The organism is Streptomyces massasporeus (assembly GCF_014648995.1).
In the GTDB taxonomy this organism is placed as follows: Bacteria; Actinomycetota; Actinomycetes; order Streptomycetales; family Streptomycetaceae; genus Streptomyces; species Streptomyces massasporeus.
In genome coordinates this window covers 68,336-93,895 of the sequence record NZ_BMSE01000022.1, presented here as the reverse complement: position 1 = coordinate 93,895, position 25,560 = coordinate 68,336, and the positions used below count along the sequence as shown (strand labels likewise).

Annotated in this window: 21 protein-coding genes and 1 pseudogene; 10 read left to right on the top strand and 12 right to left on the bottom strand. The window is 69.5% G+C overall.

Translation table 11 applies throughout. From position 1 onward, the window contains the following. Window positions 1-62: 62 nt before the first annotated feature. On the top strand, window positions 63-194 hold the full coding sequence (locus IE153_RS42495) for a hypothetical protein (protein ID WP_268251913.1): 132 nt from the start codon (window positions 63-65) through the stop codon (window positions 192-194). Between the two features lie 24 nt (window positions 195-218). On the opposite strand, the gene IE153_RS34600 is transcribed toward IE153_RS42495, so the two are convergent. Together IE153_RS34600 and IE153_RS34595 are read right to left on the bottom strand one after the other, a co-directional pair. Continuing rightward, window positions 219-956: a DsbA family protein gene (locus IE153_RS34600; protein ID WP_189593665.1), complete on the bottom strand. Its 738-nt coding sequence runs from the start codon at window positions 954-956 to the stop codon at window positions 219-221. Window positions 957-1,175: 219 nt separating this feature from the next. After that, window positions 1,176-3,068: an ATP-binding cassette domain-containing protein gene (locus IE153_RS34595; protein ID WP_189593664.1), complete on the bottom strand. Its 1,893-nt coding sequence runs from the start codon at window positions 3,066-3,068 to the stop codon at window positions 1,176-1,178. 320 nt (window positions 3,069-3,388) lie between these two features. Between IE153_RS34595 and IE153_RS34590 the strand changes: the two genes are divergently transcribed. The 3 genes from IE153_RS34590 to IE153_RS34580 all read left to right on the top strand — a co-directional run bounded on the left by IE153_RS34590 (window position 3,389) and on the right by IE153_RS34580 (window position 7,399). Beyond that, window positions 3,389-4,345, top strand: coding sequence for a GlxA family transcriptional regulator (locus tag IE153_RS34590; protein WP_189593663.1), 957 nt, complete (start codon window positions 3,389-3,391; stop codon window positions 4,343-4,345). Between the two features lie 179 nt (window positions 4,346-4,524). After that, on the top strand, window positions 4,525-5,523 hold the full coding sequence (gene gap / locus IE153_RS34585; protein WP_189593662.1) for a type I glyceraldehyde-3-phosphate dehydrogenase: 999 nt from the start codon (window positions 4,525-4,527) through the stop codon (window positions 5,521-5,523). A gap of 349 nt (window positions 5,524-5,872) precedes the next feature. Beyond that, window positions 5,873-7,399, top strand: a complete 1,527-nt coding sequence (locus IE153_RS34580) for an NHL domain-containing protein (RefSeq protein WP_189593661.1) — start codon at window positions 5,873-5,875, stop codon at window positions 7,397-7,399. A 49-nt stretch (window positions 7,400-7,448) separates the two neighbouring features. Here the strand turns inward: IE153_RS34580 and IE153_RS34575 are convergent, their stop codons facing one another. After that, window positions 7,449-7,952: a hypothetical protein gene (locus tag IE153_RS34575; RefSeq protein ID WP_189593660.1), complete on the bottom strand. Its 504-nt coding sequence runs from the start codon at window positions 7,950-7,952 to the stop codon at window positions 7,449-7,451. Between the two features lie 41 nt (window positions 7,953-7,993). Further along, on the bottom strand, window positions 7,994-9,094 hold the full coding sequence (locus IE153_RS34570; RefSeq protein WP_189593659.1) for a hypothetical protein: 1,101 nt from the start codon (window positions 9,092-9,094) through the stop codon (window positions 7,994-7,996). Window positions 9,095-9,415: 321 nt separating this feature from the next. On the opposite strand from IE153_RS34570, the gene IE153_RS34565 reads away from it, so the two are divergent. From IE153_RS34565 to IE153_RS34555, 3 genes are all read left to right on the top strand, one after another. Further along, the gene (locus tag IE153_RS34565; protein WP_189593658.1) at window positions 9,416-10,135 is read left to right on the top strand and encodes a hypothetical protein; all 720 of its coding nucleotides are present in this window, start codon (window positions 9,416-9,418) and stop codon (window positions 10,133-10,135) included. Between the two features lie 67 nt (window positions 10,136-10,202). Then, window positions 10,203-12,038, top strand: a complete 1,836-nt coding sequence (locus tag IE153_RS34560; RefSeq protein WP_189593657.1) for an FG-GAP-like repeat-containing protein — start codon at window positions 10,203-10,205, stop codon at window positions 12,036-12,038. Window positions 12,039-12,236: 198 nt separating this feature from the next. After that, window positions 12,237-13,559 carry an aldehyde dehydrogenase family protein gene (locus IE153_RS34555; protein ID WP_189593656.1) on the top strand — a complete coding sequence of 441 codons (1,323 nt, stop codon included), beginning with the start codon at window positions 12,237-12,239 and terminating at the stop codon, window positions 13,557-13,559. A gap of 126 nt (window positions 13,560-13,685) precedes the next feature. Here the strand turns inward: IE153_RS34555 and IE153_RS34550 are convergent, their stop codons facing one another. After that, window positions 13,686-14,738 (bottom strand): fatty acid desaturase family protein, encoded by a 1,053-nt coding sequence (locus IE153_RS34550; RefSeq protein ID WP_438817976.1) that lies wholly within the window; start codon window positions 14,736-14,738, stop codon window positions 13,686-13,688. Between the two features lie 118 nt (window positions 14,739-14,856). Beyond that, window positions 14,857-16,380: an alpha/beta hydrolase gene (locus IE153_RS34545; RefSeq protein ID WP_189593654.1), complete on the bottom strand. Its 1,524-nt coding sequence runs from the start codon at window positions 16,378-16,380 to the stop codon at window positions 14,857-14,859. 123 nt (window positions 16,381-16,503) lie between these two features. Here IE153_RS34545 and IE153_RS34540 point away from each other — a divergent pair, with 123 nt between their 5' ends. Beyond that, a complete protein-coding gene (locus tag IE153_RS34540; protein WP_189593710.1) occupies window positions 16,504-17,448 on the top strand; it encodes a helix-turn-helix domain-containing protein in 945 nt (314 codons plus the stop codon). A 103-nt stretch (window positions 17,449-17,551) separates the two neighbouring features. Here the strand turns inward: IE153_RS34540 and IE153_RS34535 are convergent, their stop codons facing one another. The 3 genes from IE153_RS34535 to IE153_RS34525 form a co-directional block, all read right to left on the bottom strand. Then, window positions 17,552-17,941, bottom strand: a complete 390-nt coding sequence (locus IE153_RS34535) for a thiol-disulfide oxidoreductase DCC family protein (RefSeq protein ID WP_189593653.1) — start codon at window positions 17,939-17,941, stop codon at window positions 17,552-17,554. A 389-nt stretch (window positions 17,942-18,330) separates the two neighbouring features. After that, window positions 18,331-18,858 (bottom strand): hypothetical protein, encoded by a 528-nt coding sequence (locus tag IE153_RS34530; RefSeq protein WP_189593652.1) that lies wholly within the window; start codon window positions 18,856-18,858, stop codon window positions 18,331-18,333. A gap of 86 nt (window positions 18,859-18,944) precedes the next feature. Further along, window positions 18,945-19,676 carry a LamG domain-containing protein gene (locus tag IE153_RS34525; protein WP_189593651.1) on the bottom strand — a complete coding sequence of 244 codons (732 nt, stop codon included), beginning with the start codon at window positions 19,674-19,676 and terminating at the stop codon, window positions 18,945-18,947. A 275-nt stretch (window positions 19,677-19,951) separates the two neighbouring features. Between IE153_RS34525 and IE153_RS34520 the strand changes: the two genes are divergently transcribed. Then, window positions 19,952-20,674 (top strand): dienelactone hydrolase family protein, encoded by a 723-nt coding sequence (locus tag IE153_RS34520; protein ID WP_189593650.1) that lies wholly within the window; start codon window positions 19,952-19,954, stop codon window positions 20,672-20,674. Window positions 20,675-20,908: 234 nt separating this feature from the next. On the opposite strand, the pseudogene IE153_RS34515 reads toward IE153_RS34520, so the two are convergent. Together IE153_RS34515 and IE153_RS34510 are read right to left on the bottom strand one after the other, a co-directional pair. Further along, window positions 20,909-21,052: pseudogene (locus IE153_RS34515) on the bottom strand (aldehyde dehydrogenase family protein); the annotation flags it as partial. 176 nt (window positions 21,053-21,228) lie between these two features. Then, the gene (locus tag IE153_RS34510) at window positions 21,229-22,203 is read right to left on the bottom strand and encodes a GNAT family N-acetyltransferase (protein ID WP_189593649.1); all 975 of its coding nucleotides are present in this window, start codon (window positions 22,201-22,203) and stop codon (window positions 21,229-21,231) included. A 719-nt stretch (window positions 22,204-22,922) separates the two neighbouring features. Between IE153_RS34510 and IE153_RS42085 the strand changes: the two genes are divergently transcribed. Next, entirely contained in the window at window positions 22,923-24,149 is a 1,227-nt protein-coding gene (locus tag IE153_RS42085) for a C40 family peptidase (RefSeq protein ID WP_229829315.1), read from the top strand. Window positions 24,150-24,260: 111 nt separating this feature from the next. Here IE153_RS42085 and IE153_RS34500 read toward each other — a convergent pair whose 3' ends face one another. After that, window positions 24,261-25,502 carry an SLC13 family permease gene (locus IE153_RS34500; protein WP_189593708.1) on the bottom strand — a complete coding sequence of 414 codons (1,242 nt, stop codon included), beginning with the start codon at window positions 25,500-25,502 and terminating at the stop codon, window positions 24,261-24,263. Window positions 25,503-25,560: the final 58 nt, after the last annotated feature.

Below are 25,560 nucleotides of genomic sequence, written 5' to 3'. Positions count from 1 at the left end.
TCAACCGTGGACCCGGGGGCACGTTGAACGTCATGACAACCGGGGAGAGGCGGGGAGGTCTCGTGCCATCGACCACTGATGCGACCGTACTGGCCTACAAAGGGCTCGACGGTGTACCTCTCTGGCTGTTGTCCGGGATCGCCGTCCTGGCCCTCGTCGTCCTCGGCGCGGCACAGATCCGCAAGCGCAAGTAGGACCTGACTGCACCCGCGTGGAGGTCACAAGGTGGTGGCTTCCCACTCCCACGGATTGGCGTGGATCTGGTGCAGGAGCTGGGTGAAGGCGGTGCCGTCCTGAAGAACGCCGCTGACTTCCGCAGGAATCCGCTTGTCGTTGATCACCGCGGTGGGTGTGCCCGGCCCTTCGGGCTCCTCCGCTCCTCCGGCCCGCTCGTAGGCCTTCTGCGAAGCGGCCACGAAGTCGCGGTACTTCATGTTCTTGACGGCCGCGTCGAACGCCGTGCTGCGCAGGCCCTCGACTTGGCCGGCCAGCTTCAGCAGGTAGGCGTCGGTGTAGCCGTCGACGCTCTCTTCGGGCTGGTTGAGGTAGAGCACCTCGTGGTACTCCAGGAATTTGCCCTCCTTCAGCGCCGCACGCAGTGCGTTGACCGCCTTCTTGGATCCGCTGCCGCCGACCCCGTCGTCGAGGAAGGAGGCCAGGGTGTACTGCGCTGTCGCGGTACGGTCGAGCATCGCCTTGCGCAACTGCGGGCCCCCGCCCGAGGTCTCGAACTGCTCGCAGACGGGGCAGCGCAGATCCTCGTACAGGTGCACCTTCACCTTCGCGTCGGGATCGCCGACCATGATGGTGGTGCCGTCCGCACCGAGCTTCTCGGGCAGGTCCTCCGTACTCTCGAACGCGGGGCGCCGCTCTGGCGGCACATCCGCCCGCCCGCAGCCCGCCAGCGCCAACACCACGGCAGCGCACCACACGACCCGACTACCCCCACGCACCATGCGTCATCCCCTCCCCGGAAGAGCAGGGTGACTCTAGATCATGAGTGCGACAATCGCTCGGCGGGGCCTGTCCCGCAGCTGCCGACCCGCAAGGGTCAGAGTTTGAGCCCGTCGGACTGGGCGACGAACTAGGCCACTTCGTCGTTGCTGGTCAGCGGTCCTTGAGGTCCGTACCAGGCGGCGCACAGTCCTACCCCCGAAGGACGATCGGGGTTCACATCAGCGGTCCTGGGACAGTTCCAGCAGTTCGGAGAAGGTCCCGCCGCCGTGGACGAGGTCGTCGTAGCTCCCCTGCTCGGTGATGCGGCCGTGCTCCATCACGATGATGTGGTCGGCGATCCTGGTGTTCTCCAGGCGATGCGTGACCACGATGGTGATGCGGTCGGCGGCGATGGCCTTGATCTGTTCGAAGATGCCGTGTTCACCGCGCGGATCCATCTGGGAGGTGGGCTCGTCGAGGATCAGCAGCCCGGGCTTGCGGTACAGGGCCCTGGAACAGGCGACGCGCTGCCACAGGCCGCCGGAGAGTTCCGATCCGCCGAAGATGTCGCGGGCGAGCAGTGTGTCCAGGCCGGCAGGCAGGTCATCGACGGCCTCACGCAGGCCGGCGGCGTCGACGGCCTCCCACACGGCCGCGTCGTCATGGGCGCGGGGTTGTCCGAGAGTGATGTTTTCGCGGACGCGCAGCGGCCACTGGGCGAAGATCTGAGGCACGAGGCCGGTGTTCGCCCACACGGTGGCGGGGGCGACTTCGGCGAGGTCCATACCGTTCCAGCAGACCTTGCCCTTGTCCGCCAGGTAGATCCCGGTGATCAGCCGGGTGAGGGTGGACTTGCCGGAGCCGTTCGCTCCGACGATCGCCAGGATCTCACCGCGCCGTAGCCTGAGGGAGACGCCTTCCACGGCGGGTTTGTCCTTGCCCGGGTACTGGTAGGCGGCTTCCTCCAGCGTGATCTCCTCGATCGGAGCGGTCACACTGCGGGGGCCGCGTCGGGGAGCGCGGTCCGCGGCGTCGTCGAGGAACGACTGCGTGTCGCCGAGGTAGAGGCTGGTGTGGAAGACGGCTGCACCGTTGACGACGACCTGGGACAGGGCGGCGAGCGTCGTCTGCACGGCGACGACGGCGGTGGCGGCGACCGCGAGGTTGATGCGTCCGCTGACGACGAGCCAGGCCAGTGCTCCCCACGTGGCGACGAGGAAGAAGCCGCCGGCCAGCGAGGACAGCAGAGAGATCCGCAAGGTCCGTGGCGTGGCGGCGAGGGTGCGGCGGTCACACCGGTTCGACAGGGCTCGGTACCAGTAGGTCAGGTAGTCGGTCATCGAGTTGGCGCGGACTTCGTCGCCGTACTTCGAGGTGGTGGCCCACCAGCGCATCATGCCGCGCACGTTGCGGTCGGCCACGTTGGCGTAGTGCGTCTCGTAGTCCACCCGCGCCGTCATGACGGCTCCGATGCCGGCGGGGAGCACGGCGAGCAGCAGCAGCGGCAGCATCAGCACGTTCAGCACCGACAGGACGCTGCCGGCGGTGACCATACGGATCAGGGCGGACACGAAGCGCTGGGCGTCGGTGACCATCACGTGCGTACGGATCACCCCCATCTCGGCGGCTTCCTGACGGTCCGAGAAGCCGTCCCCGGCATACGCGGCGGCCTCGACCCGGCACACCGCCTCGACGAGGGCGCTGTCCGTCTCCGTCGTCAGCCGGGGAGTGATGCGCCGCTCGGCATACGTGGCCACCGAGCCCGCGCCACGGCCGAGCGAGGCGGCCAACGCCAGCACCAGGAGCGCGGGCAGGGCACTGCGCAGCCGGTCGGCCACGGCGGCGTCGGACAGGAGCGATTCCATGGCCTCGGCGGTCGTGGTCAGCAGGACGGCGGCCGAGACACCGGTGATCACCTGGCAGCCCAACAGGAGCTGCACCGCACGCCGGTCGGTCCTCCACGACAACCGGGCGATCCTGAGGAGCACCTTGGGAATGTGGGCGCACATCCGCCCGAAGGACACTTCGGCCAGCGGGTTGACCGCGTACTGCCCGCTGTAGGTGATCTCCGCCGGTGGTGGAAACGGCGGCGGCGCGGTGTCCTGCTGCCCGTGAGATTCAGCTGAAGTCAACGTGGCTCCCCCTTCGTCGCGGCTGGTCACGTGGCTCAACGACCCCGCCCGGTGTTCGAACACCTGTGTTTCGGACGGAACTGGAACCTTGCGGTTGAGCGCTCGACGGAGCATGCGCAGTGCACCGACCCTTGCCGTGCAAAGGGCGAGGCTGCGACCGGGGGTGGCCAAAACGCCGACGACGCCCTGCGCGCTGCGGCAGCCGGGGCGGTGGTGGGACAGGGTGTGGAGTGCGCCGAGGGAGGACGGCCCGGATGGCGTCGGCTGCTCGGCCCGGGCAGTGGGCGTTCCGGCGCCCCGCTCCCCGTAGCCTCTCTTCCGTGCCGTCCTCCCGTCTCCACCGCGTCGCCGTCCTCGTGCTCGAGGGTGCCAAGCCGCTCGACGTCGGCATTCCCGCGCAGGTCTTCACGACCCGCGCGAGCATGCCGTACGAGGTGCGGGTGTGCGGGGCGACACCCGGTCTCGTGACAGGCGGCGACGGACTCGCGTACCACGTCGCCCACGGCCTGGACGCGCTGGCGTGGGCCGACATCGTCTTCGTCCCCGGTTACCGGCACCCGGACCTCGAGGACCCGCCGCCGCCCGTCGTCGACGCGTTGGTCGCCGCCCATGCGCGCGGCGCGCGGCTGGCCGCCATCTCCACCGGGGCTTTCGCGCTCGCCGCGACGGGCCTGCTCGACGGCAGGCGCGCCACGACGCACTGGCACTACACGCGAGCCCTCACGGCCAGGTACCCGCGCGTCCAGGTCGACGAGAACGTGCTGTTCGTCGATGAGGGCAGCGTGCTCACCTCGGCCGGTGCCGCCTCCGGCATCGACCTGTGCCTGCACATCCTGCGCGGCGACCTGGGAGTGGCCGCCTCCAATCACGCCGCCCGTCGTCTGGTCGCGGCCCCCTACCGCAGCGGCGGCCAGGCCCAGTACGTGCCGCGCAGCGTGCCCGAGCCGCTCGGCGAGCGCTTCGGCACCACCCGCGAGTGGGCGCTGCGCCGGCTCGGCGAGCCACTCTCGCTCGACCTGCTGGCGCGGCAGGCCGGGGTCTCGGCGCGCACGTTCTCCCGGCGTTTCGTGGAGGAGACCGGCTACACGCCGATGCAGTGGGTGATGCGCGCCCGCATCGACCGGGCCCGGGAACTGCTGGAGCGCTCAGAGCGCAGCGTCGAACAGATCGCCGCCGACGTCGGGCTCGGTACCGGCGCGAACCTGCGCCTGCACTTCCAGCACATCCTGGGCACCACACCGAGCGAGTACCGACGCACCTTCACCCGGGGCGAGTAGCCGCGACGGGATCCGCGACGGGATCCGCGACGGGAATCGAGGTGCGATCCGCGGAGAAGTCCGTGGAAGAATCCGTGGCGGGCGCTTTGGCGGGATCCTTTTGAACCGTGGCGATCGCGCCACTGTCGGCGGCGTGAGCTGCGAGCGAGCCTGGTGGCGATAACGAAGGGACATCACTCATGACTCGCATCGCCATCAACGGATTCGGCCGCATCGGGCGCAACGTGCTGCGCGCCCTGCTGGAGCGCGACAGCGCCCTCGAGATCGTCGCCGTCAACGACCTCACCGAGCCCGCCACGCTCGCCCGGCTGCTCGCCTACGACTCGACGGCCGGCCGCCTCGGGCGCCCGGTGACCGTCGAGGGGGATGTCCTCATCGTCGACGGCCGCCGGATCAAGGTGCTGGCCGAGCGTGAACCGGCGCAGCTGCCCTGGGCCGAACTCGGCGTCGACATCGTCCTGGAAGCCACCGGCCGCTTCACCTCCGCCAAGGCCGCCCGCGCCCACCTCGACGCGGGCGCGCGCAAGGTGCTGGTCAGCGCGCCGTCGGACGGCGCCGACGTCACCCTCGCCTTCGGGGTCAACACCGACTCCTACGACCCGGACCTGCACACGATCGTCTCCAACGCCTCCTGCACCACCAACGCGCTCGCCCCGCTGGCGAAGGTGCTCGACGACCTCGCCGGCATCGAGCACGGATTCATGACGACCGTGCACGCCTACACGCAGGAGCAGAACCTGCAGGACGGTCCGCACCGCGACGCCCGTCGCGCCCGGGCCGCCGGCGTGAACATCGTGCCGACCACGACCGGCGCCGCCAAGGCGATCGGACTGGTCCTGCCCGGCCTGGACGGCAAGCTGTCGGGCGACTCGATCCGCGTACCGGTGCCGGTGGGCTCGATCGTCGAACTCAACACAACGGTCGCCCGCGACGTGACCCGCGACGACGTGCTCGCCGCCTACCGTGCCGCGGCCGAGGGGCCGCTTGCCGGCGTCCTCGAGTACTCCGACGACCCGCTGGTCTCCTCGGACATCGTGGGCAATCCCGCCTCGTCCATCTTCGACTCGGCCCTCACCCGCGTCGACGGCCGCCACGTGAAGGTGGTCGCCTGGTACGACAACGAGTGGGGCTTCTCCAACCGCGTGATCGACACGCTGCAGCTCCTCGCCACCGGCTGACGGGACGCCGCAGGGCGGGCATGGCCGCGCTGCCATCCCGCCCATGCCCCCGCTTCCGCACCCGCCCTGGCGGCGTCAACGTCGCGTCTGTCATTACCTCCTGAGGGTGACTGGCCTTTCGGTCGCATCCTGGTGAGCGCCTCACCCCGTCAACAGGACGCCCGGGGCGGCGGGTTGGGCAAACACTCCTTTTCCAGACGATTGCGTGATCTGGAGTCCCGCTGTTCGTCCCTGCTTGTCCCTTGTGGGCGTCACCATCGCAGAGCGCCGGTACCGGCGTGGCGGCGGTGCGCAGCCGGCCGAGTACCGCTTGTAGTCGGCGCTGGGGTGAACGGCGAAAGGGATGACCATGAGCACTGATCAAGCAGCGACGACGGGGGACGAGCAAGCCGCCCCTGTGATCAGCACGTTCGCGGGGACCGGGGTCGCGGGGTCCACAGGGGACGCCGAGCCCGCTGTGGCGGCCCAGTTGAACCGTCCGCTGGGGGTGGCGGTGGACAGTGTCGGCACCGTGTACATCTCCGAGTACGCCGGCCACCGGGTCCGGAAGGTCACCACTGACGGGAAGATCAGCACCTGTGCGGGGAACGGGTCCCCGGGCGCCCTGGGTGATGGCGGCCCTGCCGTCTCGGCCCAGTTGAGAAACCCGCGCGAGGTGGCGGTGGACGGCGCGGGCAACCTCTACATCGCCGATGCAGGCAATCACCGGATCCGGAAGGTGACGGCCGACGGCAAGATCAGCACCTTCGCCGGCACCGGCCAGGCAAGCTCCGGCGGTGACGGAGGTCTCGCCACCGCCGCCCAGTTGAACAGCCCACTCGGCGTGGCGGTGGACAGCGCAGGCAACCTCTACATCTGCGAGCACGGCGGCCACCGGGTCCGGAAGGTCACGCCCGACGGGAAGATCAGTACGTATGCGGGAAACGGGTCCCCGGGCGCCCTGGGTGATGGCGGCCCTGCCGTCTCAGCCCAGCTGAGGCACCCGGTCGGAGTGGCTGTGGACGGCGCGGGCAACCTCTACATCGCCGACTACTACAACCACCGGATCCGGAAGGTCACGCCTGACGGGAAGATCGGCACGTTCGCCGGCAAGGGCACGGCGAACTTCAGCGGTGACGGCGGTCTCGCCACCGCAGCCCAGCTGAACTACCCCGTGGCAGTGGCGGTGGACAGCACCGGCGTCGTCTACTTCTCCGACCACAGCAATCACCGGGTCCGGAAGGTCACGGTCGACGGGATGATCAGTACAGTCGCGGGCACGGGTGCCGCGAACTTCGGCGGTGACGGCGGCCCGGCCGCCTCGGCCCAACTGCGTAACCCCTACGCGCTCGCCGTGGACTGTGTCGACGCCCTCTACTTCGCCGACCATGCCAACGACAGGGCCCGGAAGATCGCGTCGGCGAAGATGGCCGGGCGGCCCGAGTCGGGCACGGTGGTCGCCTGGGCCAACGTGCGGAGCAGGCTGCGCATGGGGGTCGTGCGTGAGTCCGTCAAGGACGGGGCCGAGGTCCAGCAGGTGCTCGCCAGTTCCAGGGATCACCAGCGGTGGCGGTTGGTCGCCGCGGGCCAGGACGACGGCGACGTCCTGTACAGGATCGAGAACGTGCGCAGCGGCAAGGTCCTGGAGGTGGTCGGAGCGCAGGAGTGGTCCGGTGCAGTGGTGGCGCAGCGCGCCTACGAGGGGGCTGAAGCCCGCCACCAGCAGTGGCGGCTGATCCCGGTGGGGCCGGTGACCGACATCCCGCGGGTGTACGAGATCGCGAACCACAACAGCGGTCTGCTGTTGCGGGTCGACACCAATGCCCGTGCGGTGATCAAACAGGACGGGTCGGAGGGCGATCACCGGGAACGGCAGTGGCAACTGCTGCCCGTGTGACACGCGAGGGGCAGGGACGGTCTCACCCCTGCCCCTCATCACCCGTCCGTCACTGGGACTTGGACGGGGTCTCGGCAGTTGCCTTGGGTGCCTTGGGTGCTTCTGGTGCCTTGGAGGCTTCCGGGGTCTTGGGGGGCTTGGTGTAGTCGCTCCTTTTCGGCCTGCTCTCCAGGTCCTCGTCCTTTTGCAGGCCGCTGTGGTCCGTCACCGTCGTACTCGCCTGGTTCATGCCGGCGGAGGCCGCGTCGGACACCGAGCCGGCATGGGGGTGCCGGGCCTGTTCACCGGCTGATGCCCGGGTGGTCTGGATGAAGGAGCCGAGGAAGACCAGTACGGCCCGCGCTTCGGGCGACTGCTCCTGCACCACTTTCGCTCGGGAGGAAGCCCCGTGGATCTCACGGCTGAACAGGCTCGTGCTCTTGTCGTCGTACGTGTCCTCCTCGGCGTCTTCGAAGTCGATGTCCGCGCCCGGCTGTTGCTTGGTGGCGTCGGTGGTCACGGAGAAGAGCCCCGCGCTGTTCTTCGCGAAGTCGAAGATGTTGTCGAACACCATGGTCATCACCCCTGGTCGTCGTGGCGGCGGTGCGGCCCCGGTCAAGGCCCCTTGTACAGCGCGCGTTGGCTGTAGGTCAGGCTCTCGTTGTCGAACATCGTGTGGTGGACCTCCAGGGCGGAGACGACCTCGGCCAGTCCCTTCATGCGGAAGCCGGCGCCGCCCGCCAGGTCGATGTCCCCGATATCGCGGGCCACCACCTGGTCGAGGCCCGGCAGGTTCCCGGGCTGCGGGGGAGACAGGACCGCCACCGGTACCGCGTACTTCACCGCGACGAACCCGGAGAAAGTCACCGGAATTTCGTACGTGAAGTGCTTGTGGGTACGCCGCTGTGTGGCGATGGTCTCCACGCGGGAGCTCGGCGGGACCTGGCCGGAGATCTGCGATTTCGATGACCAGCTGGTGGTCAGTGAGCCGCCGACGGAGGCAGCGATGCCCAGCGCCAACTGCGCGTTGAGCGACGCGTTGCCGGTGGCGCTGCCCTGGGTCGTGAACGCCACCGAATTCGTCACCGAGTTCGCCGCGGAGTTTCCCACGGAGTTCGTCGCGGCCGTTTCGGTGGAGTTGGCGTTGTCGACGCCGACGTTGTCCTTGCTGTTCTTGTTGGTCACCGTGTTCGCGTTCTTGTTCGCCATGTCGTTGCGGAGCTGCGTCTGGAGCTGCGCCTGGAGATCCAGCTTGAGCTGGTTCTGCAGCTGCAGTTGGAGCTGCGCGCCGACGCTGCCGCCGAAGGTGAGCTTGGCGTCCCCGTGGAGCGACCACGTGACCCCGTTCGACACGGTGAAATCGACCGAGTCGGTGAAGGTCATCGGAGACGTCTGGCTGCGGTTGACGTAGGCGCGTGAGGAGAACGTGTCGGGCGGGGGCTGGGCGATGTTGCTCCGCTCCTCGATCAGCGGTTCCCCGAGGGTCATGTAGGCGAGCCAGCCCAGGTCGAACGCGGATCCGGGGAAAGCGCCGAAACTCACCTTGTTGATGGAGAACCCGATGGGCTTGTGCTGCACGCCGTTGTTGTCGGTGTAGACCAGGTTGGGGTGGTTGAGGATCGACTGCCAGGTGCTGTCGATGTCCAGTTCCCGCAGGTTCTTCTTCGTCAGCGGCTGGCGTTTGACCCGTTCCAGGTTGTACGCGTTGGCAGGCATTTCACATCCTTGGCCGATCCGGCAGAACCGCACTTGGTGAAATGGAAACAGTGATCTGCGCGCATTACGGAAATCGAAGCTAGCAGGTACCCGATTGAGCGGGAAGACGTCATTGCGTATCACGCTCATTCGAGTGAAAGAGGTTCGCCGGAGGCTCTCAACTGGCAGTAATAAAAGGTAAGTTGAGGCGCCCGCCGATTGCTCGGCCTTCCGATCTCCGCGGCCGAAAGGGATAGTGCTTGCGGTAATTCCGCATACAGGTCACTGCACTGAGCGCCCGGCGTATTCGTCCTCCGCATCGAGAACAGGTGAGGTTCCGCGATGTACACCCAAGAACGCACGACGATGGCGAATTTGGTGGTCGGCGGCCCGGTGGCGGTGAACAGCTACGACAACGCCATCGTGGCCGCGCTGGTCGAGAACCGGCCGGTCATGCTCGTCCACGCCTTCAACGGCGGCTACCTGCGCCCTGCCGAGCTGAAGGAGGACAGTCACGACAAGGGGGTCAAGCTGGCCACCGCCCTCGACCCGGCCACCAAGGACGCGCAGGGTCACCTCTGGCACATCACCCCCGCCGGCTTCTTCGGGCAGCGACCGCTGTACTTCATCGAGAGCGCCGCCGGCCAGGTGCCGCCCACGCCCGCCGGGGCGAGTGACGGGGACGCGGGGCGCGGCGACGACGGCGCGCCCAAACCGCAGCGCAGGCGCGTCACCGTCCACCAAGAGGCCCCCAAGAGCACAGCCGACACCGTCCAGGTCGGCCTGCCCGACAAGGTCGGCGACAAGTGGCGCGGGAAGAACGGTGCGCCCGAGGACACCCAGCTCTGGGTCGTCACGGTGACTCCGTGGGGCGGGATCACCTTCGTGCCGATCACCCACCCCGACGCCATCCTCGGGTTCAAGGACCACACGGTGACGGCCGACAGCGAGGTGCGCCTGACCTACAACTGGGGCGGGGACTTCACCGGGACGGTCATCAACACGTTCTACCCGCGACTGCCCAACGAGTGGAACGTGCCCTACCACCACGTCTTCACGTGATGCGCGGCCACCGCCGTGCCCCATCCGTCCCGATCCGATGCCCGCACCGTTTGGAAGAGGCACCACGATGCCCGTGCCCACGGAAGAACTGAAGCTTCAGATCGTCAACGCCGCCACGGGGAAGACGCTCGGCGCCAAGGCCGCGCCGGGCACGGACGGGGCGCTCGTCGTCCGCGACTTCCCCGACGGCGGGCCCGGCCCGGAGCAGTGGCAGCTCACCCGCGTCCAGGCCGCGCAGGGCGACCAGACCTATGTGATCCGCAACGCGGTCAGCGGCAAGGTGCTCGACAACCCCGCCGCCGCGGACCGCGGCGTCCGTCAGTGGGACGCCGCCGCCGGCAAGAAGGCGCAGCAGTGGCACGTCGTCCCCGTCGAGGGCGAAGCGGGCCTCTACTTCATCGAGGACGCGACCGGCCGGGCCGTTCTCGACCTCGCCGACCCCGGAAAGGAGGACATTCGGGTCGTCCTGCGGGAGTACGACGACAGTGCGGAGAGCCAGCGCTGGCGGTTCGTCCCGGCCGAGCCCCGGCGCACCAGCGACCCCGCGCTGCGCTGGGCACCACTGAGCCACTGGAACGGCCGCCGGTCCTGGCGGCTGGCCCGCTCGACCGCGCTGCGGCCCGCACCCGAGGCGACGCCCTCCTTCAGCGACATGCTGCTGGTCCTCGAACGCTTCGGGAGCGACCAGGCAGCCGGCGGCTGGAAGAGCACCAGAGCAGACGGCCGCTCCCACAGCGGGCAAGCGGCCCCATGGGCGTGGGTCGGTGACCGGCTCCTCGCCGACACGACGGGAGCCGGCCAGGCGGACATCGTGGGGCTCAAACCCGCGAAGGGGGCAGTGACGGCCTCCAGCAGAGGCGACGGCACCTTCCAGGACGGTGAGCGCGTCCTGCACCCGCCCGCACCCTCCCCGAGCACCGAAGACCTGTGGACTCTCGCGGACACGACGGGCGACGGCAAGCCTGACGCCGTCGTGCTGGCCGCCGACGGTGTCCGCGTCTTCCTGCAGGACGAGGCCGGAACGTTCGCACTCACGAGCGGCGAGCCGGCTCTCAAGGCATTCGGGCACGGCAGACAGGCCGGCGGGTGGCTCGCCGACAAGCACCCTCGCTTCCTCGCCGACGCCACCGGTGACGGCAGGCTCGACATCGTCGGCTTCCACGACGACGGCGTCTGGATCTCACTCCAGGACGAGGAGGGAAAGTTCGCGCCACTCGCCGACGAACCGGTCCTCCGGGCGTTCGGCCACGAAGAAAAGGCGGGTGGGTGGCTCGCTGACAAGCACCCTCGCTTCCTCGGCGACACCACCGGTGACGGCCGGCTCGACATCGTCGGCTTCCACGACGACGGCGTCTGGATCTCACTCCAGGACGAAGACGGCACCTTCGCCGACCCGCTGTACATCCTCGACGACTTCGGCGTCGACCAGGGGTGGAGCACGGCCGGGGAGCACCCCCGGTTCCTGGTCGGCACCACCCATGGCGGAGCCGTGGACATCGTCGGTTTCGGTCCGCAGGGCGTCGTCGTCGCACGCGGGCGCGGTGACGGCATGTTCGACGCCGCGGAGCTCGTCCTCAACGACTTCGGGCTCGCCCAGGGATGGACGAGTGACAGGCATCTCCGGTTCCTCGCCGACGTCACCGGCGACGGCACCCCGGACATCGTCGGCTTCGGCGACGAAGGGGTCTGGGTGGCGCACAACCGTGGCGGTGGCCGATTCGAGCAGGCCCAGCTCGTGTGCCGGGGCTTCGGGTACAACGACGACGCCGGCGCCTGGCGGGTAGACCGTCACCCCCGCTTCCTCGCCGACATCACCGGCGACGGACGCGTCGACATCGTCGGCTTCGGCGGCCCGGGCGTGTACGTGGCCCGAAACCTCTTCCGCCGCTTCAGGACCCGATAACCCCCGAAGGGCCCCTCGGCCCCCCGACCGAACGGTGCCACCCAAAAGTCGTCCGGTCGATCCCCGCCGCCCCCCGTCCTGCGGCGGGGACTCGACCCGCTGTGACACACGGCACGGACGCGGTTCATGAAGGGTGGAATCCAGAGGTGCGGTCAGAAGGTTGGTATATACATCCGACTGTGACTCTGCGAGGAACCCGTGAACCACTCCGCCCCTGAGCAGCCCGCCGACGTCGTCGCCCGCCTGCGCGCCACCTTCCGCACCGGCCGTACCAAGCCCGTCGAGTGGCGCACGGCCCAGCTGCGCCGGCTGCGCGACATGCTCACGGAGAACGGCGCGGACCTGGCCGCCGCCCTCCACGCCGACCTGGGCAAGAGCGCCACCGAGGCCTACCGCACCGAGATCGACTTCACTGTCCGTGAGATCGACCACACGCTCGATCACCTCGCGGACTGGCTGCGCCCCGAGCCCGCCCCGACCCCGGACCACCTCGGCGCGGACGTGACGGTCTGGACGCAGTACGACCCGCTGGGTGTCGTCCTCGTCATCGCGCCCTGGAACTACCCGGCTCAGCTTCTGCTCGCCCCGGTCGTCGGCGCCCTGGCCGCGGGCAACGCGGTGGTCGCCAAGCCGAGCGAGCTGTCCCCGGCCACCTCCGCCACCCTGGCCCGGCTGCTGCCGGCCTACCTCGACACCGACGCGGTCGCCGTGGTGGAGGGCGGCGTTCCCGAGACCACGGCCCTGCTGGCGGAGCGTTTCGACCACATCTTCTACACCGGCAACGGCACGGTCGGCCGCATCGTGCTGCGCGCCGCCGCCGAGCATCTCACCCCGGTCACCCTCGAACTCGGCGGCAAGTCACCGGCGTTCGTCGACCGCGACACCGACCTGGCCGTCGTCGCGGAGCGGCTTGCCCACGGCAAGTTCCTCAACGCCGGACAGACCTGCGTCGCCCCCGACTACGTCCTGACCGACCCGGAGACCGCGGCGGCCCTGGAGCCGCTGCTCGCGGACGCCGTGAAGGCGCTGTACGGAAGCGACCCGGCGGCCTCCGGCGAGTACGGGCGGATCATCAACGAACGGCACTTCGACCGGCTCACCGGCCTGCTCGACTCAGGCCGCACCGTCGTGGGCGGCACGAGTGACCGAACGGCGAAGTACATCGCGCCCACCGTCCTGGCAGACGTCGACCCCGACGCGCCCGTCATGCGGGAGGAGATCTTCGGCCCCATCCTGCCGATCGTGACGGTCCCCGGTCTCGACGAGGCGATCGACTTCATCAACGACAGGGACAAGCCGCTCGCCCTGTACGTCTTCAGCGAGTCCGACGGGACGCGGCGCCGGTTCGCCGCCGAGACCTCATCGGGCGGCCTCGGCCACGGCCTTCCGCTCGCCCATCTCACCGTCTCCGACCTGCCGTTCGGCGGGGTGGGGGAGAGCGGCATGGGCAACTATCACGGCCGCTACTCCATCGAGACCTTCAGCCACCGCAAGGCGGTCCTGGACAAGCCGCTCCACTGACGCCCAGCAGGATCCGACACGGCCTCGGCTCACCGCCGGCGCGGCGAGTAACGGCACCGCGCCACCCCCTGGGACGGCGCGGTGCCCCACAGAGGCCGTCCAGTCCCTGCCGGGCCGTGCTCCGGGTCAGCTCTGGGCCGGGGCGCGCAGCGGCTCGCCGACACTCCGCAGGTGGCGCAGAGCCTCCCGGTGAGAGGCGATCAGCCCCGTCCGGTGGTACGGGATGCCCAGCTCCGCGCAGTACCGCTCGGTGATGACCTGCGCCCTGGCGAGTGCAGGTGTCGGCATGCTGGGGAAGAGGTGGTGTTCGATCTGGTAGTTGAGCCCGCCCATGAAGGCGTCGACCAGAGCACCGCCGCGGACATTGCGCGAGGTGAGGACCTGGCGGCGCAGAAAGTCCAGCCGGGTCCCCTCCTCGATCATCGGCATCCCCTTGTGGTTGGGCGCGAACACCGAACCGAGGTAGATGCCGAACAGGCCCTGGTGGACTGCGAGGAAGACGAGCGCCTTGGCGGGGGAGAGGACGGCGAAGAGGCCGCCGAAGTACACCACGAAGTGAGCCACGAGCAGCGTGCACTCGAGTGCGGGCCTTTTCACCGACGGACTTTTCAGAGCGCGGAAGCTGCTGAAGCTCAGATTCAGACCTTCCAGGGTCAGCAGCGGGAAGAAGAGCGCGGCCTGGTGCTTTCCGACGAAACGCGGCAGACCCCGGGCCCGGCGCGCCTGCCGACGCGACCAGACGAGAATGTCCGGCGAGACATCCGGGTCCTTTCCCTCGTGATTGGGATTCGCGTGATGCCGGGTGTGCTTGTTCATCCACCACCCGTAGCTCATGCCCAGCAACAGGTCGGCGACCAGCAGACCGCCTGCCTCACTGGGCCTCCGCCGGGAAAAGACCTGCTGGTGGGCGAGGTCGTGGGCAGCCAGTCCGAGCTGGCCGAAGACCACGGCCAGAGCGACGGCGACAAACAGCTGACCCCAGCTGTCCCCCAGTGCGAGAAACGCGCCGACGCACCCCGCGAGGGTGAGGGCGACCAGCCCGAATCGGACCGTGTAATACAAAGGGCGACGCCGGAGAAGCCCGGCCTCGGTTATACGACGAGACAATTCAGAGAAGTCACTTCCCCTGTTCTTCTCCTGTCGTTCTTCTTGCCTCGGCGGGTCCACCGGAAGCGCCATGGATTTGCTCATGGAGCTCAGTATTCAGATCATTCTCCGGCGGCAGAATGGCGTTCACCCCCCAGCTGGGGTGGAGTTGGCGCCACCATGCTGTGGGGGGAACACCGCAGCCAGGCCCTCAGCCGGTCAGGTGGGCGACCACCGAGCGCATCGCACGCTGCAACGCCGGCCGCGTCTCCTCCGGTGGGTCGATGGTCTCGAACCCATGGTGGCCGCCCGGGACATCGACCAACTCCAGTCGCGCTGCGCACCGCTTGGCCGCGCTCACGAACGCATCGACGGTCGCGGCGATCTCGGGTGCCTCGCGCCCGGCGCGCAGGAGGACGACGGGCAGGGGCCCCGCCTGATCGACCGCCCTGGCGGGGTGGAAGCGGCTGCCGGCCATCCCCCAAGCGGGGAGGGGGGCCAGGACGGGGTAGGAGGCGGCCAAACAGCGCAGCCAGGCGGGTGGCCGTGCCAGCCAGTCCGTGGTGAGAAGGCCGCCGCCGGAGAAGAACCACAGGGCGATCCGGTCCGAGTCCACCCGCGTGTCGGCCCGCACCAGTTCCACCGCGGCGGCGACGTCCGCGGCGGCGCGGTGGTAGTCCGCGACGTCGTGCAGACGGTGGTCGAGCGTCACGCCGACCATGCCCTCGGCGGCCGCGAGGCGGGCGTATCCCACCAGGGCCGGCCACTCACGGGGGCGCGGCCGCGCCCCGGCGGGCACCGGCCCGCCGTGCACGAAGATCACCGCAGGTCGCGGGCCGTCACCGTCGGGGACGTACAGATCGACATGCCCTCGGCGGTCGCGAGGCAGCTCGGGCACGTCCAGTGGGAACGGGCGCAGGTGGGCGGGCGCCGACGCACCGTCTCCGGCAGGCCGCAGGCGGTGCCCCTCACCCGCCGCCGCCCGCTGCAGGACGTCTGCCAGTGTGTCGGGGCAGGACAACATCGGCCAGTGCCCGGTGGGCAGTTCGAAGAAGGTGACCTGAGGTTCGGTGAGGACGGCCAGCGCGGGATCACCGAAGTCCACGAGCCTCTGCACCTGGTCGATGCCGGCGCCGTTCCGGGCGCACAGCACGCCGGTCACGGGAACCGTGGCCACCGCTCCGGTCAACCGCAGCGGCTGGAACAGGGTTCCCAGCGGCTGCGGCGCCGCCAGAGCGGTCAGCCGCTTGAGCTCCGCCTCCCCGACACCGGCGGTACTGCCCCAGCGTCCCCACTCGTCGAGGCCCGGCGGCGCCAGGACACCCTCGCGCTCACCCGCCTCGGCACGTTCGGTCAACTGTGCACGCAGAGCCTGGTCCGGTACGGCGGCCAGCGCCGGAACACCGTTCTGCGGCATCCCGCAGTCCAGGTACACGACGCGTGCCACGCGCTCCGCCCGCCGATCGGCGGCGCCGAGCACCGGGTGGATCCCGTAGTCGTGACCGACGAGCACGATCTCAGGCCCGGACGTCGCGTCCACCGCGTCGATCGCCGCGATCACGTCCTCGATGTGCGTCTCCAGACCGACGTGCCCCGACGTGGCGGGCCGGGACGGGTCGATGCCCGTCAGCGGGACCGCGTGCGCCGCGCTGCCCGCCGCGACCAGCCGTTCGGCCGTCTCCTGCCAGACATGGGCCCCGGTGAACACACCCGCCACCATGATGAACACCTGCACAAAGGCCTCCCCGGATTCGTCACATGACGCCGCGCCGGTCGCGTACGCCATCCTCCGCGGGCCACGGCACCTGCCCCGCCCCGCGCACCGGTACCGTAGGAACTCCCCTTAAGGGAGGTTCAACTGTCCACGTCGCACGAGCTGTTGTGGAGCATCGGGGAACTCGCCGAGCGCGCCGGTGCCACGGTGAAGACCGTCCGCTTCTACTCCGACCAAGGCCTGCTTCCCGAAGCCGCCCGCAGCAGTGGCGGACACCGCCGCTACGGCCCCCAGGCACTGGAACGACTGCAGCTGATCCGCTCCCTGCGCACTCTTGACCTGCCCCTGCCCGAGATACGCCGCATCCTCGAGGACGAAGACGCGGCCGGCCATGCGCTGGAGAACGCCGTCGACAGCCGTCTGCGCGAGCTCGGCAGCGAGCTGAAGGCCCTGCGCTGGCGGGAAGCGGCACTCCAGCTGGTGCGGGACTGCCCGCCGGCCCAGCGCGCCGGCCGGCTGAGGCTGCTCGGCACGCTGAACACCCCGCCGAGCACCGCACCACTGGCCAGGTTCTGGCGCACCTGGCTGCCACCACGGATGCCGCGCCTGGCAACCGCGGCGTTCCTGGAGGTGGCCGTCCCCCAGCCGCCCGACGAACCGCACCCGTCCCAGGCACTCGCCTTCGCCCAGCTCCACGCCATGACGACGGCTCCCTGCCCAGGCGGCCGTCAGCCCCAACCAGAAGTGCACCGAGCAGCGGGCGCCGGCGGCGCCGCCCTGCTGTACGCGGGCCTCGTGGAGGCATTCGAACTCGCCGCCCCCCATCTGCGCAGGGCGCGCGACCCGCATCCGGGCGAGGCCCTGGACGCTTATGTCGCGGCATACGCGAGCGCCTACCGCAGCCGAGACACCCCCGACTTCCGCCGACTGCTCGACACCCGCCTGTCGGCCGATCCGCGCCTGGACCGCTACTGGGAACTCACCGCCGTCGTCCTGACTCCGCCGGGCAGCAGCCCCCAGCCGACGCCCGGCTCAGCGGACGACTGGCTGCGTGCGGCACTGCAACGGGACAACGCCGGAGCGGCGTGACGGGAGGACTCGCGACAGGCTGCGTGTCTCGTCTCGTCGTGCCCTCGCCATCCCGCGGTGCCCTGAGCCGCTGAGGACGTCGTGGACGTCGTGACCTCGCAGGCTACTCCCCGCGAGTCTTCGCACCTGGCACCGCACACGCCGCCGTCCCTCCCGGCAGTCGCCCCCGGTTGTCGGCCACGAGCCGGTACACGCCATGGGCGACCCAGCGCACGGGCGGCAGGGTGAGGACCGCTCCTACGACGGACCACACGCCGCCTGCGCTCAGCAGGATCTTCGCCACGGCCCGCGCGCCGCCGTACACCCGCCCGGTGGGCGTCACCCACAGGGCCTCGTGGCGGGCCCGCTCCTCAGTGACGCCGAGCGACTCGAGGTCCGCGTGCTGCCATGCCACAACCTCACAGCGGGGCCGCACCAGACGCTGGACGACGTCCACCGACGTGGTGCAGAAGCCGCAGTCTCCGTCGAAGATCAGCACTGGTCGCATCCGCACGCCTCCATCGTGCCGCACCCGCGGCGGATCCGCCCCGGCTCCAGGCGGTGTGTAGGTGCCCCGATGGTGGAACTGATCAAGGATGGGCAACACTTGATCCAGGGAAGCCTTCTTGGGGAAGGCCCGGGGGAGAGGCGGTGACGACGAGTGGGTGAGCAAGGTGGCCGCGACTGGGTGTGCATGACTCCGGACGACTTCGACTGTGATGCGCCGCCCCGCCCGGAGGTGGACGGACGGATCCCCGCCGAGCTGGACGAGTGCGGTACGGCGCCTCTCTTCGGCGACGATCCGGTACCGGCAGGAGCAGCCGGACCCACTTCGCGCCCCGTCCAACGTGGGTATCAGGGGCGGTTGTTCTAGGGCGTCATCACTGCAGCCATTGCCATCGCTTACAGTCGGTCCCCCCTGCCGGCTGGTTCCGGAGGATGCAGCCCGCCACCGTCCTTGACGTCCTGCTCGCAGGTTCGTCGGTCGTAGGACTGGTCATTGGGAATCAGCAGCACTCCGGCAACCTGCCCGGGGTGCTCGACGGCGAGCCATTCATCACCCGTGCGGTCACCACCCGGCCCGAACGCCTCGGATGAATAGAGCGTCTGACACCCCAACGCCACGCGCTTCTCATCGACCGCACAGGCGTCCACCGCAGGGCCCGATGTCTCGTCGGCGCCGTCGAAGCGGTAGTGGAAATGGACCCGGTCACCTTCGGAGGGCACCTGCGGGTGGGGCTCCAGGCGCCAGTCGACGATTTCGGCGGTGACACCGAGAGGCCGCCCGGACGTGTCCTCGACGTGCACCTTGACACCTGCCGCACCGCGCTCCGCCGTCGTGTCGGTGCAGCCCCACGGGGAAGAGCAGCCGGAAAGGGCGAGAACGACCAGCGCCAACGGAGCACCGGCAAGTACCCGTGCTGGGAACACTCAGCTGACCTCCAGTCAGGGGGAGCAGGGCAGTGTATCCCGGGGCCCGGCAGCTGCGGGGGACGGCGACGAGCGCGAAACAACGCCTAAGTCCCGTCGGCGTGCGTGCCCGACGTCGTGGGCCGCCGCACGACCAGGTGGCTCACCTCGTATGACATCTCGGTCGTTTCCGGCTGGGGCGGCGGGTGGTAACGCCCGGCGCACACGGAGAGGTTGACGATGAGGTAGGCGTACCAGTTGCGGCCCACGCCCCGTCCGTCGGCGAAGACCCGCCTGCCGTTGAGCCACCATTCCACCGATCGGGAGCCGAACACGGTGCGCAGGTTCACCTGTGCGCCTGGTCGAACCGCCTCGTCGTGGTGGTAACGGTTGGCAGCGCGCACGTGGTTGGTGAATTCGAGGAGGTCCGGGTTGTCCGGGTGGTACTCGAAGACGTCGATCTCCTGGTCGCCGTCCCGCCAGGTCCAGATCGCCGGCCAGGCGCCGATTTCCCTGGGAAGCCGTACCCGGGCTTCCAGCACGTCCCCAGGGCGGACGGTGAATCCCTCCTCGCTGCCCTCGGTGGTGAGCAGCCCGGTGTTCCACCGGCCGTCCGGTCGTCGCCTGGCGCGGAGGACCCCTGCGCGGCTGTACGCGGCGTCGGAAACCAAGTGGTCGAGCTTGTCATCGCGCGGATTGACCGGGCCTCCGCCGGGATAGGCCCACGAACGGCCCGCGACCCATTGGGTGGTGGAGGTGAAGTCGGCCGTGAAGACGACGGGGGCGGAAAGCGGTACGCCAAGCGCCGCAATCGGGATGTCCGGTAAGGGTTCGGTCATGCCGAATGTCTCACCGGCTGGTGGCCGAGTATTCATCCCGGCCGCTCTCTACGGCATCCCTTAACCCTTTCAGGTGAAGCAGGCGCTACAGAGGCGCTGCATAAACCCGTTGGCCGTGAAGGGCGACCGCTGCTAGCCTCCCGAAGGCCGTGCGACACAACGAGGAGGTGGTACCTGTGAACGCAGTATCGACATGGGTGCTCCCCTCCGGGGTCACGGTCGGGCGATAGGTCGTCCGGGAGCGCCGTTCCAGCGCCCTCCCGAAAGGCACGACCGTGCACTTCACTTCCGAACAGCGCCTCGACGACGGAGTCCTCGAGCGCGAATTCACCCTCGGTGAGATCCCCGGCACCCTGTGGACACCAGGAATCGCACCGGCCCCACTGGTCCTGATGGCCCACAACAACGGCCTGCCCAAGGCCGACCCCCGGCTCGTGGCCCGGGCCCGGTACACCGCGGCGCGCGGCTACGCGGTGGCCACCATCGACGCCGCCGGGTGCGGTGACCGTCCCCGGTCCGCCGCCGAAGAGCAGGCCCGTGCCCACCTCCGGCAGGCGATGCAGGCCGGCGAACCGGTCGACGAGATCTTCGAATCGTTCATCGGCCCGATGGTCGAAAAGGCGGTCCCGGAATGGCAGACGACTTTGGACGCCCTCCTCGAGCTGCCCGAGACCGGAGGCCCGGTGGGGTACTCCGGGGGGTGGACCGCCCTCGGTATCCGGCTGGCGGTGGTCGAGCCGCGCATCGCGGCCGCGGGCTTCTTCGCCGGCGGCTTCGTGCCCCGTGCCCAGCGGGAGGAGGCCCGGCAGGTCACCATTCCGCTGCTGTTCCTGCTGCAGTGGGACGACGAAGGGAACCCGCGGCAGCGGGCCCTGGACCTGTTCGACGCCTTCGGCAGCAAGGAGAAGACACTGCACGCCAACCTGGGAGGGCACACCGGCACCCCGCGGTTCGAGCTGGAGGACGGGTGCCGGTTCCTCGACCGGCACTTGAAGTGAGCGAGAGCCACCCGGCGAACAGCGGGCGGTAATCCCTCTCGGCCAGGATGCTGCCATCGAGGAGGACAGGTCCCTGCCTCCTCGATGGCAGCGATCAACACAGGCGAGGAGCCCGTGGCCGACCCGTTCGTGATGCGGAGCTGTCATTCTCAGATCACGATCACGATCGCGCGGGGCCGTTCGCCGGCGCAGCTCAGGGAGCTGATGCACGAGGTGCACTCCGCGGTCCTGCGCACGGGGCGCCCGTGCGAGGTTCTGCGTCCACACACCGGTCGCGAGACCGTAGTCGGTGTCGTTCGCCAGGCCGACGACCTCCTCCTCGGTGTCGAACGGCATGACCGCCAGGACCGGCCCGAAGATCTCCTCACGGACCGCTTTACCTGCTGCCGCGTCGCTGCAGGGAGCTGCCGGGAGCGGCCCCCGTCGCGTGGGTTGCCTCCTTCGCCGGCGTCCCTTTGCTTCTGTTGCATGGCACAGAGTGCCGTCGATCGACGTCGATCGCTTGTCTGTCGCCGAGCACGTTTCCGGCCTCGAAGCCGAGTATGGCGATGGACTCAGCGCCAGTCGTCGATCACGTAGGCGTCGGGGTGGCTGTAGCCGGGTTCGTTGGGCTTGTGCATGGTCACGCCTTGCAGCCAGGTACGGAAACCGCGGTCGACCATGCGCTGGTAGGCATCCTGGCGGGCCAGGTTCACTCCGGCGTCCAGTTGTCCCAGTCTCTTCTCGGTGGCCAGCTGCTCGCACGCGTTCAGCAGTCGCTCGAACCGGTCCCCGGCGTCCGGGCCAGGCCGCACGGCGCCGAACTTGACGAAGCACACGTCCTCACCGGCCTCCGACCCCGCTCCGCAGTGGCAGACGGCCAGACCGTCGAGGTCGGAGTCGGCGCCCTCGAGGAGGACGGTGTCACCGAGCCCCTGCGCCTGTGTGGCCACGATCTCGCGCTCCAGGCTCAGGCCCTCGTACACGGCCCCCGTCAGTGCGCGACCGAGGCTCAGTGCGTCGGGCCGCTCGGCGGCGGTCAGCTCGCCGTACAGCACACGGCCGGGGGCTGCGGCACCGGCGGTGACCTGCTTCTTCATGATGGCTGTGAGGAATCGGGGCCAGAAACCGTACCGGCGGTAGACCTCGAGGTGCTTGGGACTGTGCGAGAAGGTGAACAGGCCGAGGTGGCGGTTCTCCCAGGCGTCGAAGCAGGCCATGACCGGTTCCATGAGCCGTCTGCCGATGCCCTGGTCCCACAGATCCGGATGTACGGTCAGCGGGCCGAAGAACCCGACGCTGCCCCAATCGGCGGCGAAGTTCGATCCGACGACCTCGCCCTCGACGGTCGCCGCGAAGGCCGCGTGTGGATCTGCCGCCCAGCGGGTGCGGACATAGTCGGCCGCCCCGAAGAACGTCTCCGGCTCAGGGGCCCCCAGGAAGGTCCCGAAGGCGACCCTGAAGATCTCGTCGGCCCGGTCCAGATCTGACTCGACCAGCGGGCGGACCGACACCGAGGCGGCGACACCCGTTCGCTTCGCTGCGGGCATGATCGTCCTCCTTTTCGCCCCGTTTCCATCGCACCACGGACGTGCGCCGAGGGCGAAGGGACGGGTTCGGTGGCAGCTCCTGGGCCGGGCGGGCACGCGTTCCTCGACGACAGGGCGTGCCACTTCTTCGGGGCCTTGCCCGGATGCCGCTCGGCGAGTCTTTTGAAGTTCAGCAGCTGCCGTCGAGCCATGACCCGATCGCCCACAGACAGCCAGGTGGCGCCCAGCGGCTGGTTCGCATGACGACCTTGAGCAGCTAGGCGCGTTGAGTCGTGACCCCGGGGCACGAGAACGTAGGACATGAAGGCACCCATGATGGTGCCGGTCAGCTGTTCCCCGGGAGCGACCGAGACGATCCGGCCCCCGCTCGCGCCCGCCGGCCGTGGTGAACCCATCTCCGCGGTGTTCGCCGTGCCCCAGAGAGTGATCAGCGGTACGTGATGGTCAGCAAGGGACCAAGGTCACAAAAGCATATCGGGCATTTGCGGCTTCGATCTTCACGAGAGGAACACAAGGTGGCTAAGTTGGTCACCGTCTGCACGAGTTCCATCGATCGACAGGTGGGACTTGTGCACTCTCGGATGAAAGGAGCGCCCCTTCCATGGCGTCGGAACGAACCTCGCGCCCCGGAGTGACCGGCTTCCCGGCCAGGGCCAACTCCCTTGCCCCGGAGGCCCTCACTGTCGAGGTCCGACTCTCGCAGTCTGCTGGTGCCCGCGTTGACGACTGAGAGCGAGGCGCCGAGCCCTGACGAGGTCCGGCGGTATGTCGACAGCCTCTACGACCGGGCCGAGAGCGACACCGGCAAGTTCAACGCGACCCGCGCCGCCGGGATCCCGCGCCAGCGGGGTACGACCACCCGCGATCGTTCCCGGCAGGACGCGGAGCCTGCGTTCGGAGGCCTTGCCCGGCAGTGGTTCGACGCTGCCCGTGCCAAGCTGGGCCCGACGGTGCCGGCGTCGCTGCCGGAGAGAAGGTTGCCGGCCGTTCCCGACCGCGCACCCGGAGCGGCGCGCCCCGTGCGCCCGGCCGAACGTCCCGCGGAGCCCCTCGCTCTCGAAGCGCCAAGGACGCCCAAGGTGCCCGAGGCGCCCACCGACGTCGCGTGGGAGCTGACCGGCGGATCAGCTCAGCCACCCCCGCCGACTGCTGCCCTCCCGCAGGTCTCCGGCCGGCCCGCCGCACCGGGCGCCGCAGGCGAATCCCGAGGGGACGAGAGCGCCTGGCGTGCCGATGCGCAGCCGGCCTCCGTCGACGCGGTGGCGCCATGGCCGGTGTACGAGCCCGAGCCATCTCCCGCCCTGGATTCCGGCCCAGTGCTCGCCCCACAGCCCGCCGCGGCGCTGCCCACCGGTCCGGACCCCACGGCGACCTATGGCAGCGGTCTGCCGGACATCCCTGCGTCTGCCGCGACGGCACTTGCTCCGGCACTGCCCGCCGAGCCGGCCGGCGTACCCGCCCTCGCGGTGCCCACAGCGGCTGCCATGCCGGCGACACAAGTCACCTCCACGGCTTGGGAAACCACCTCCGCCACCGCCACTTCGGCGACCTACGGTGGTTTCTGGCAGTCCCCGGACACCCCCCACAGGACCCAGGCCGAGCTGGTGATCGCCTTCGCCCGAGCGCAGATCGGTCGGCCCTGCGTTTGGGGCGCGGTCGGGCCGGGATCGTACGACGCGCCCGGTCTCACCCAGGCCGCGTGGAAGGCCGCGGGCGTCACGCTTCCCCGGACCGCCGAGGCCCAGTGGAGGTCCGGGACGCAGGTCACGCTCGCGGACGTTCAGGTCGGAGATCTGGTCTTCTTCCACGACGACCTCCGCCACGTCGGCATATGCAGCGGCAACGGCACGATGATTCACGCACCGGGCCCGGGAGCACGCATCTGTGAGGAGTCGGTGTTCTACGCCGGACAGTCGGCGATCAGGGGGGTGATCCGCCCGACCTGACGCCGACCCCGGACCTCCAGCGGCGAGGCACCTGGTCACCTCAGGGTATGGCGCCCGGTGATGGCCGGCGGCACCACGGCGGGGGAGTGGTCACGGTGATCTGCCGTGCGGCTACGACCAGGGCAGGACCAGAGCGCCCCAGGCGACGACAGGGCCGAGGGCGACGATCCCACCGGTGTAGCCGATGATCTGGCGGTAGAAGCGACGACCGTCCACCCCGCGGGCGTTGCTGAGGACGAGTGCGCCGTTGGTGGAGAAGGGCGAGGTGTCGACGATCGTCGTGGAGACGGCAAGCGCGGCGATCAGCCCGGCGGCGTTGAGGTGGCTGGAGAGCAGCAGTGGCACGGCGATGGGGATGATCGCGGTGAGGATCGCTGTGGAGGAGGCGAAGGCCGAGGTGATGGCCACGGTGAAGCACAGCAGCAGGGCGACGGCGACCGGTGCGCCCAGGCCCGCGGCGTGCTCGGAGATGTTCTCGATGATGCCGGCCTTCTCCAGCATGGCGATGTAGGTCATCATGCCCGCGACCAGCAGCAGGGTGGACCAGCTGACGCCGTCCACGGCCTTCTCCTGCCGCCTCATGTCCACCAGGGCGAGCAGCGCTCCGGCCGCGAGAGCCAGGAAGCCGATCTCCAGGTGGAAGCCGAGGGCGCCGACGACGAGGGCGACCAGGCAGGCGAGGGTGAGCCACTGGCGCCAGTCGGGCCTGCCGGACACGGCGAGGCTCTCGTCCTCGGCCGCTTCCTCGGAGCCCTCGGCCAGCGGGGCGGGGTGCTTGGCGAGCAGTGCGTAGGTGACTGCCGAGAGCACCAGGTTGATCAGGAAGCTGGCGCTGAACAGCGTCACCGCGGAGACCTGCAGTTCGGTCTTGTCGACCAGGCCGAGCACCAGCGCACCGGACACGGCGAGCGGGGAGAAGGCGCCCGCGTGACCGCCGCTGATCACCATCATGCCGACGACCAGCGGATTGAGCTTGTAGCGGTAGGCGAAGTTCATGCCGATCGGCGCGAGGATCGCGACCGCGGCGGGAGTGAACGTGCCGAACGCCGTCAGCAGGGCGGCCACCAGGAACAGCACCCAGGGGATGAGCGCGACCTTGCCGCGCACCAGCCGTACCCCGGCCGCGACGAGCCAGTCGATGGTGCCGTTGCGGCGGGCGACGGAGAACAGGTAGGTGACCCCGACGATGGTGACGAAGAGCTTCGCCGGGAACCCCTCGAAAATCTCGTCCTCGGTGAGGCCGAGCGAGGCGGTGCCGACCGCGAAGGTGGCGACGAAGGCGAGGATGCCCAGGTTGATCGGCAGCACCGTGCCGACCACGAACATCACCAGCAGCGCGCCTATGGAGATCACTTCAGCAGACATCTTTGTCCTTGGTGCGATGGGGGAGGGGCGCGCCCCGAGGGCGCGA

What these genes read in the sequence shown, in the direction of transcription:
- IE153_RS34600 (WP_189593665.1), bottom strand. Translation starts at nt 956, where the DNA reads ATGGTGCGTGGGGGTAGTCGGGTCGTGTGGTGCGCTGCCGTGGTGTTG.
- gap (WP_189593662.1), top strand. Translation starts at nt 4,525, where the DNA reads ATGACTCGCATCGCCATCAACGGATTCGGCCGCATCGGGCGCAACGTG.
- IE153_RS34580 (WP_189593661.1), top strand. Translation starts at nt 5,873, where the DNA reads ATGAGCACTGATCAAGCAGCGACGACGGGGGACGAGCAAGCCGCCCCT.
- IE153_RS34575 (WP_189593660.1), bottom strand. Translation starts at nt 7,952, where the DNA reads ATGGTGTTCGACAACATCTTCGACTTCGCGAAGAACAGCGCGGGGCTC.
- IE153_RS34570 (WP_189593659.1), bottom strand. Translation starts at nt 9,094, where the DNA reads ATGCCTGCCAACGCGTACAACCTGGAACGGGTCAAACGCCAGCCGCTG.
- IE153_RS34565 (WP_189593658.1), top strand. Translation starts at nt 9,416, where the DNA reads ATGTACACCCAAGAACGCACGACGATGGCGAATTTGGTGGTCGGCGGC.
- IE153_RS34560 (WP_189593657.1), top strand. Translation starts at nt 10,203, where the DNA reads ATGCCCGTGCCCACGGAAGAACTGAAGCTTCAGATCGTCAACGCCGCC.
- IE153_RS34550 (WP_438817976.1), bottom strand. Translation starts at nt 14,738, where the DNA reads ATGGCGCTTCCGGTGGACCCGCCGAGGCAAGAAGAACGACAGGAGAAG.
- IE153_RS34525 (WP_189593651.1), bottom strand. Translation starts at nt 19,676, where the DNA reads ATGACCGAACCCTTACCGGACATCCCGATTGCGGCGCTTGGCGTACCG.
- IE153_RS34510 (WP_189593649.1), bottom strand. Translation starts at nt 22,203, where the DNA reads ATGCCCGCAGCGAAGCGAACGGGTGTCGCCGCCTCGGTGTCGGTCCGC.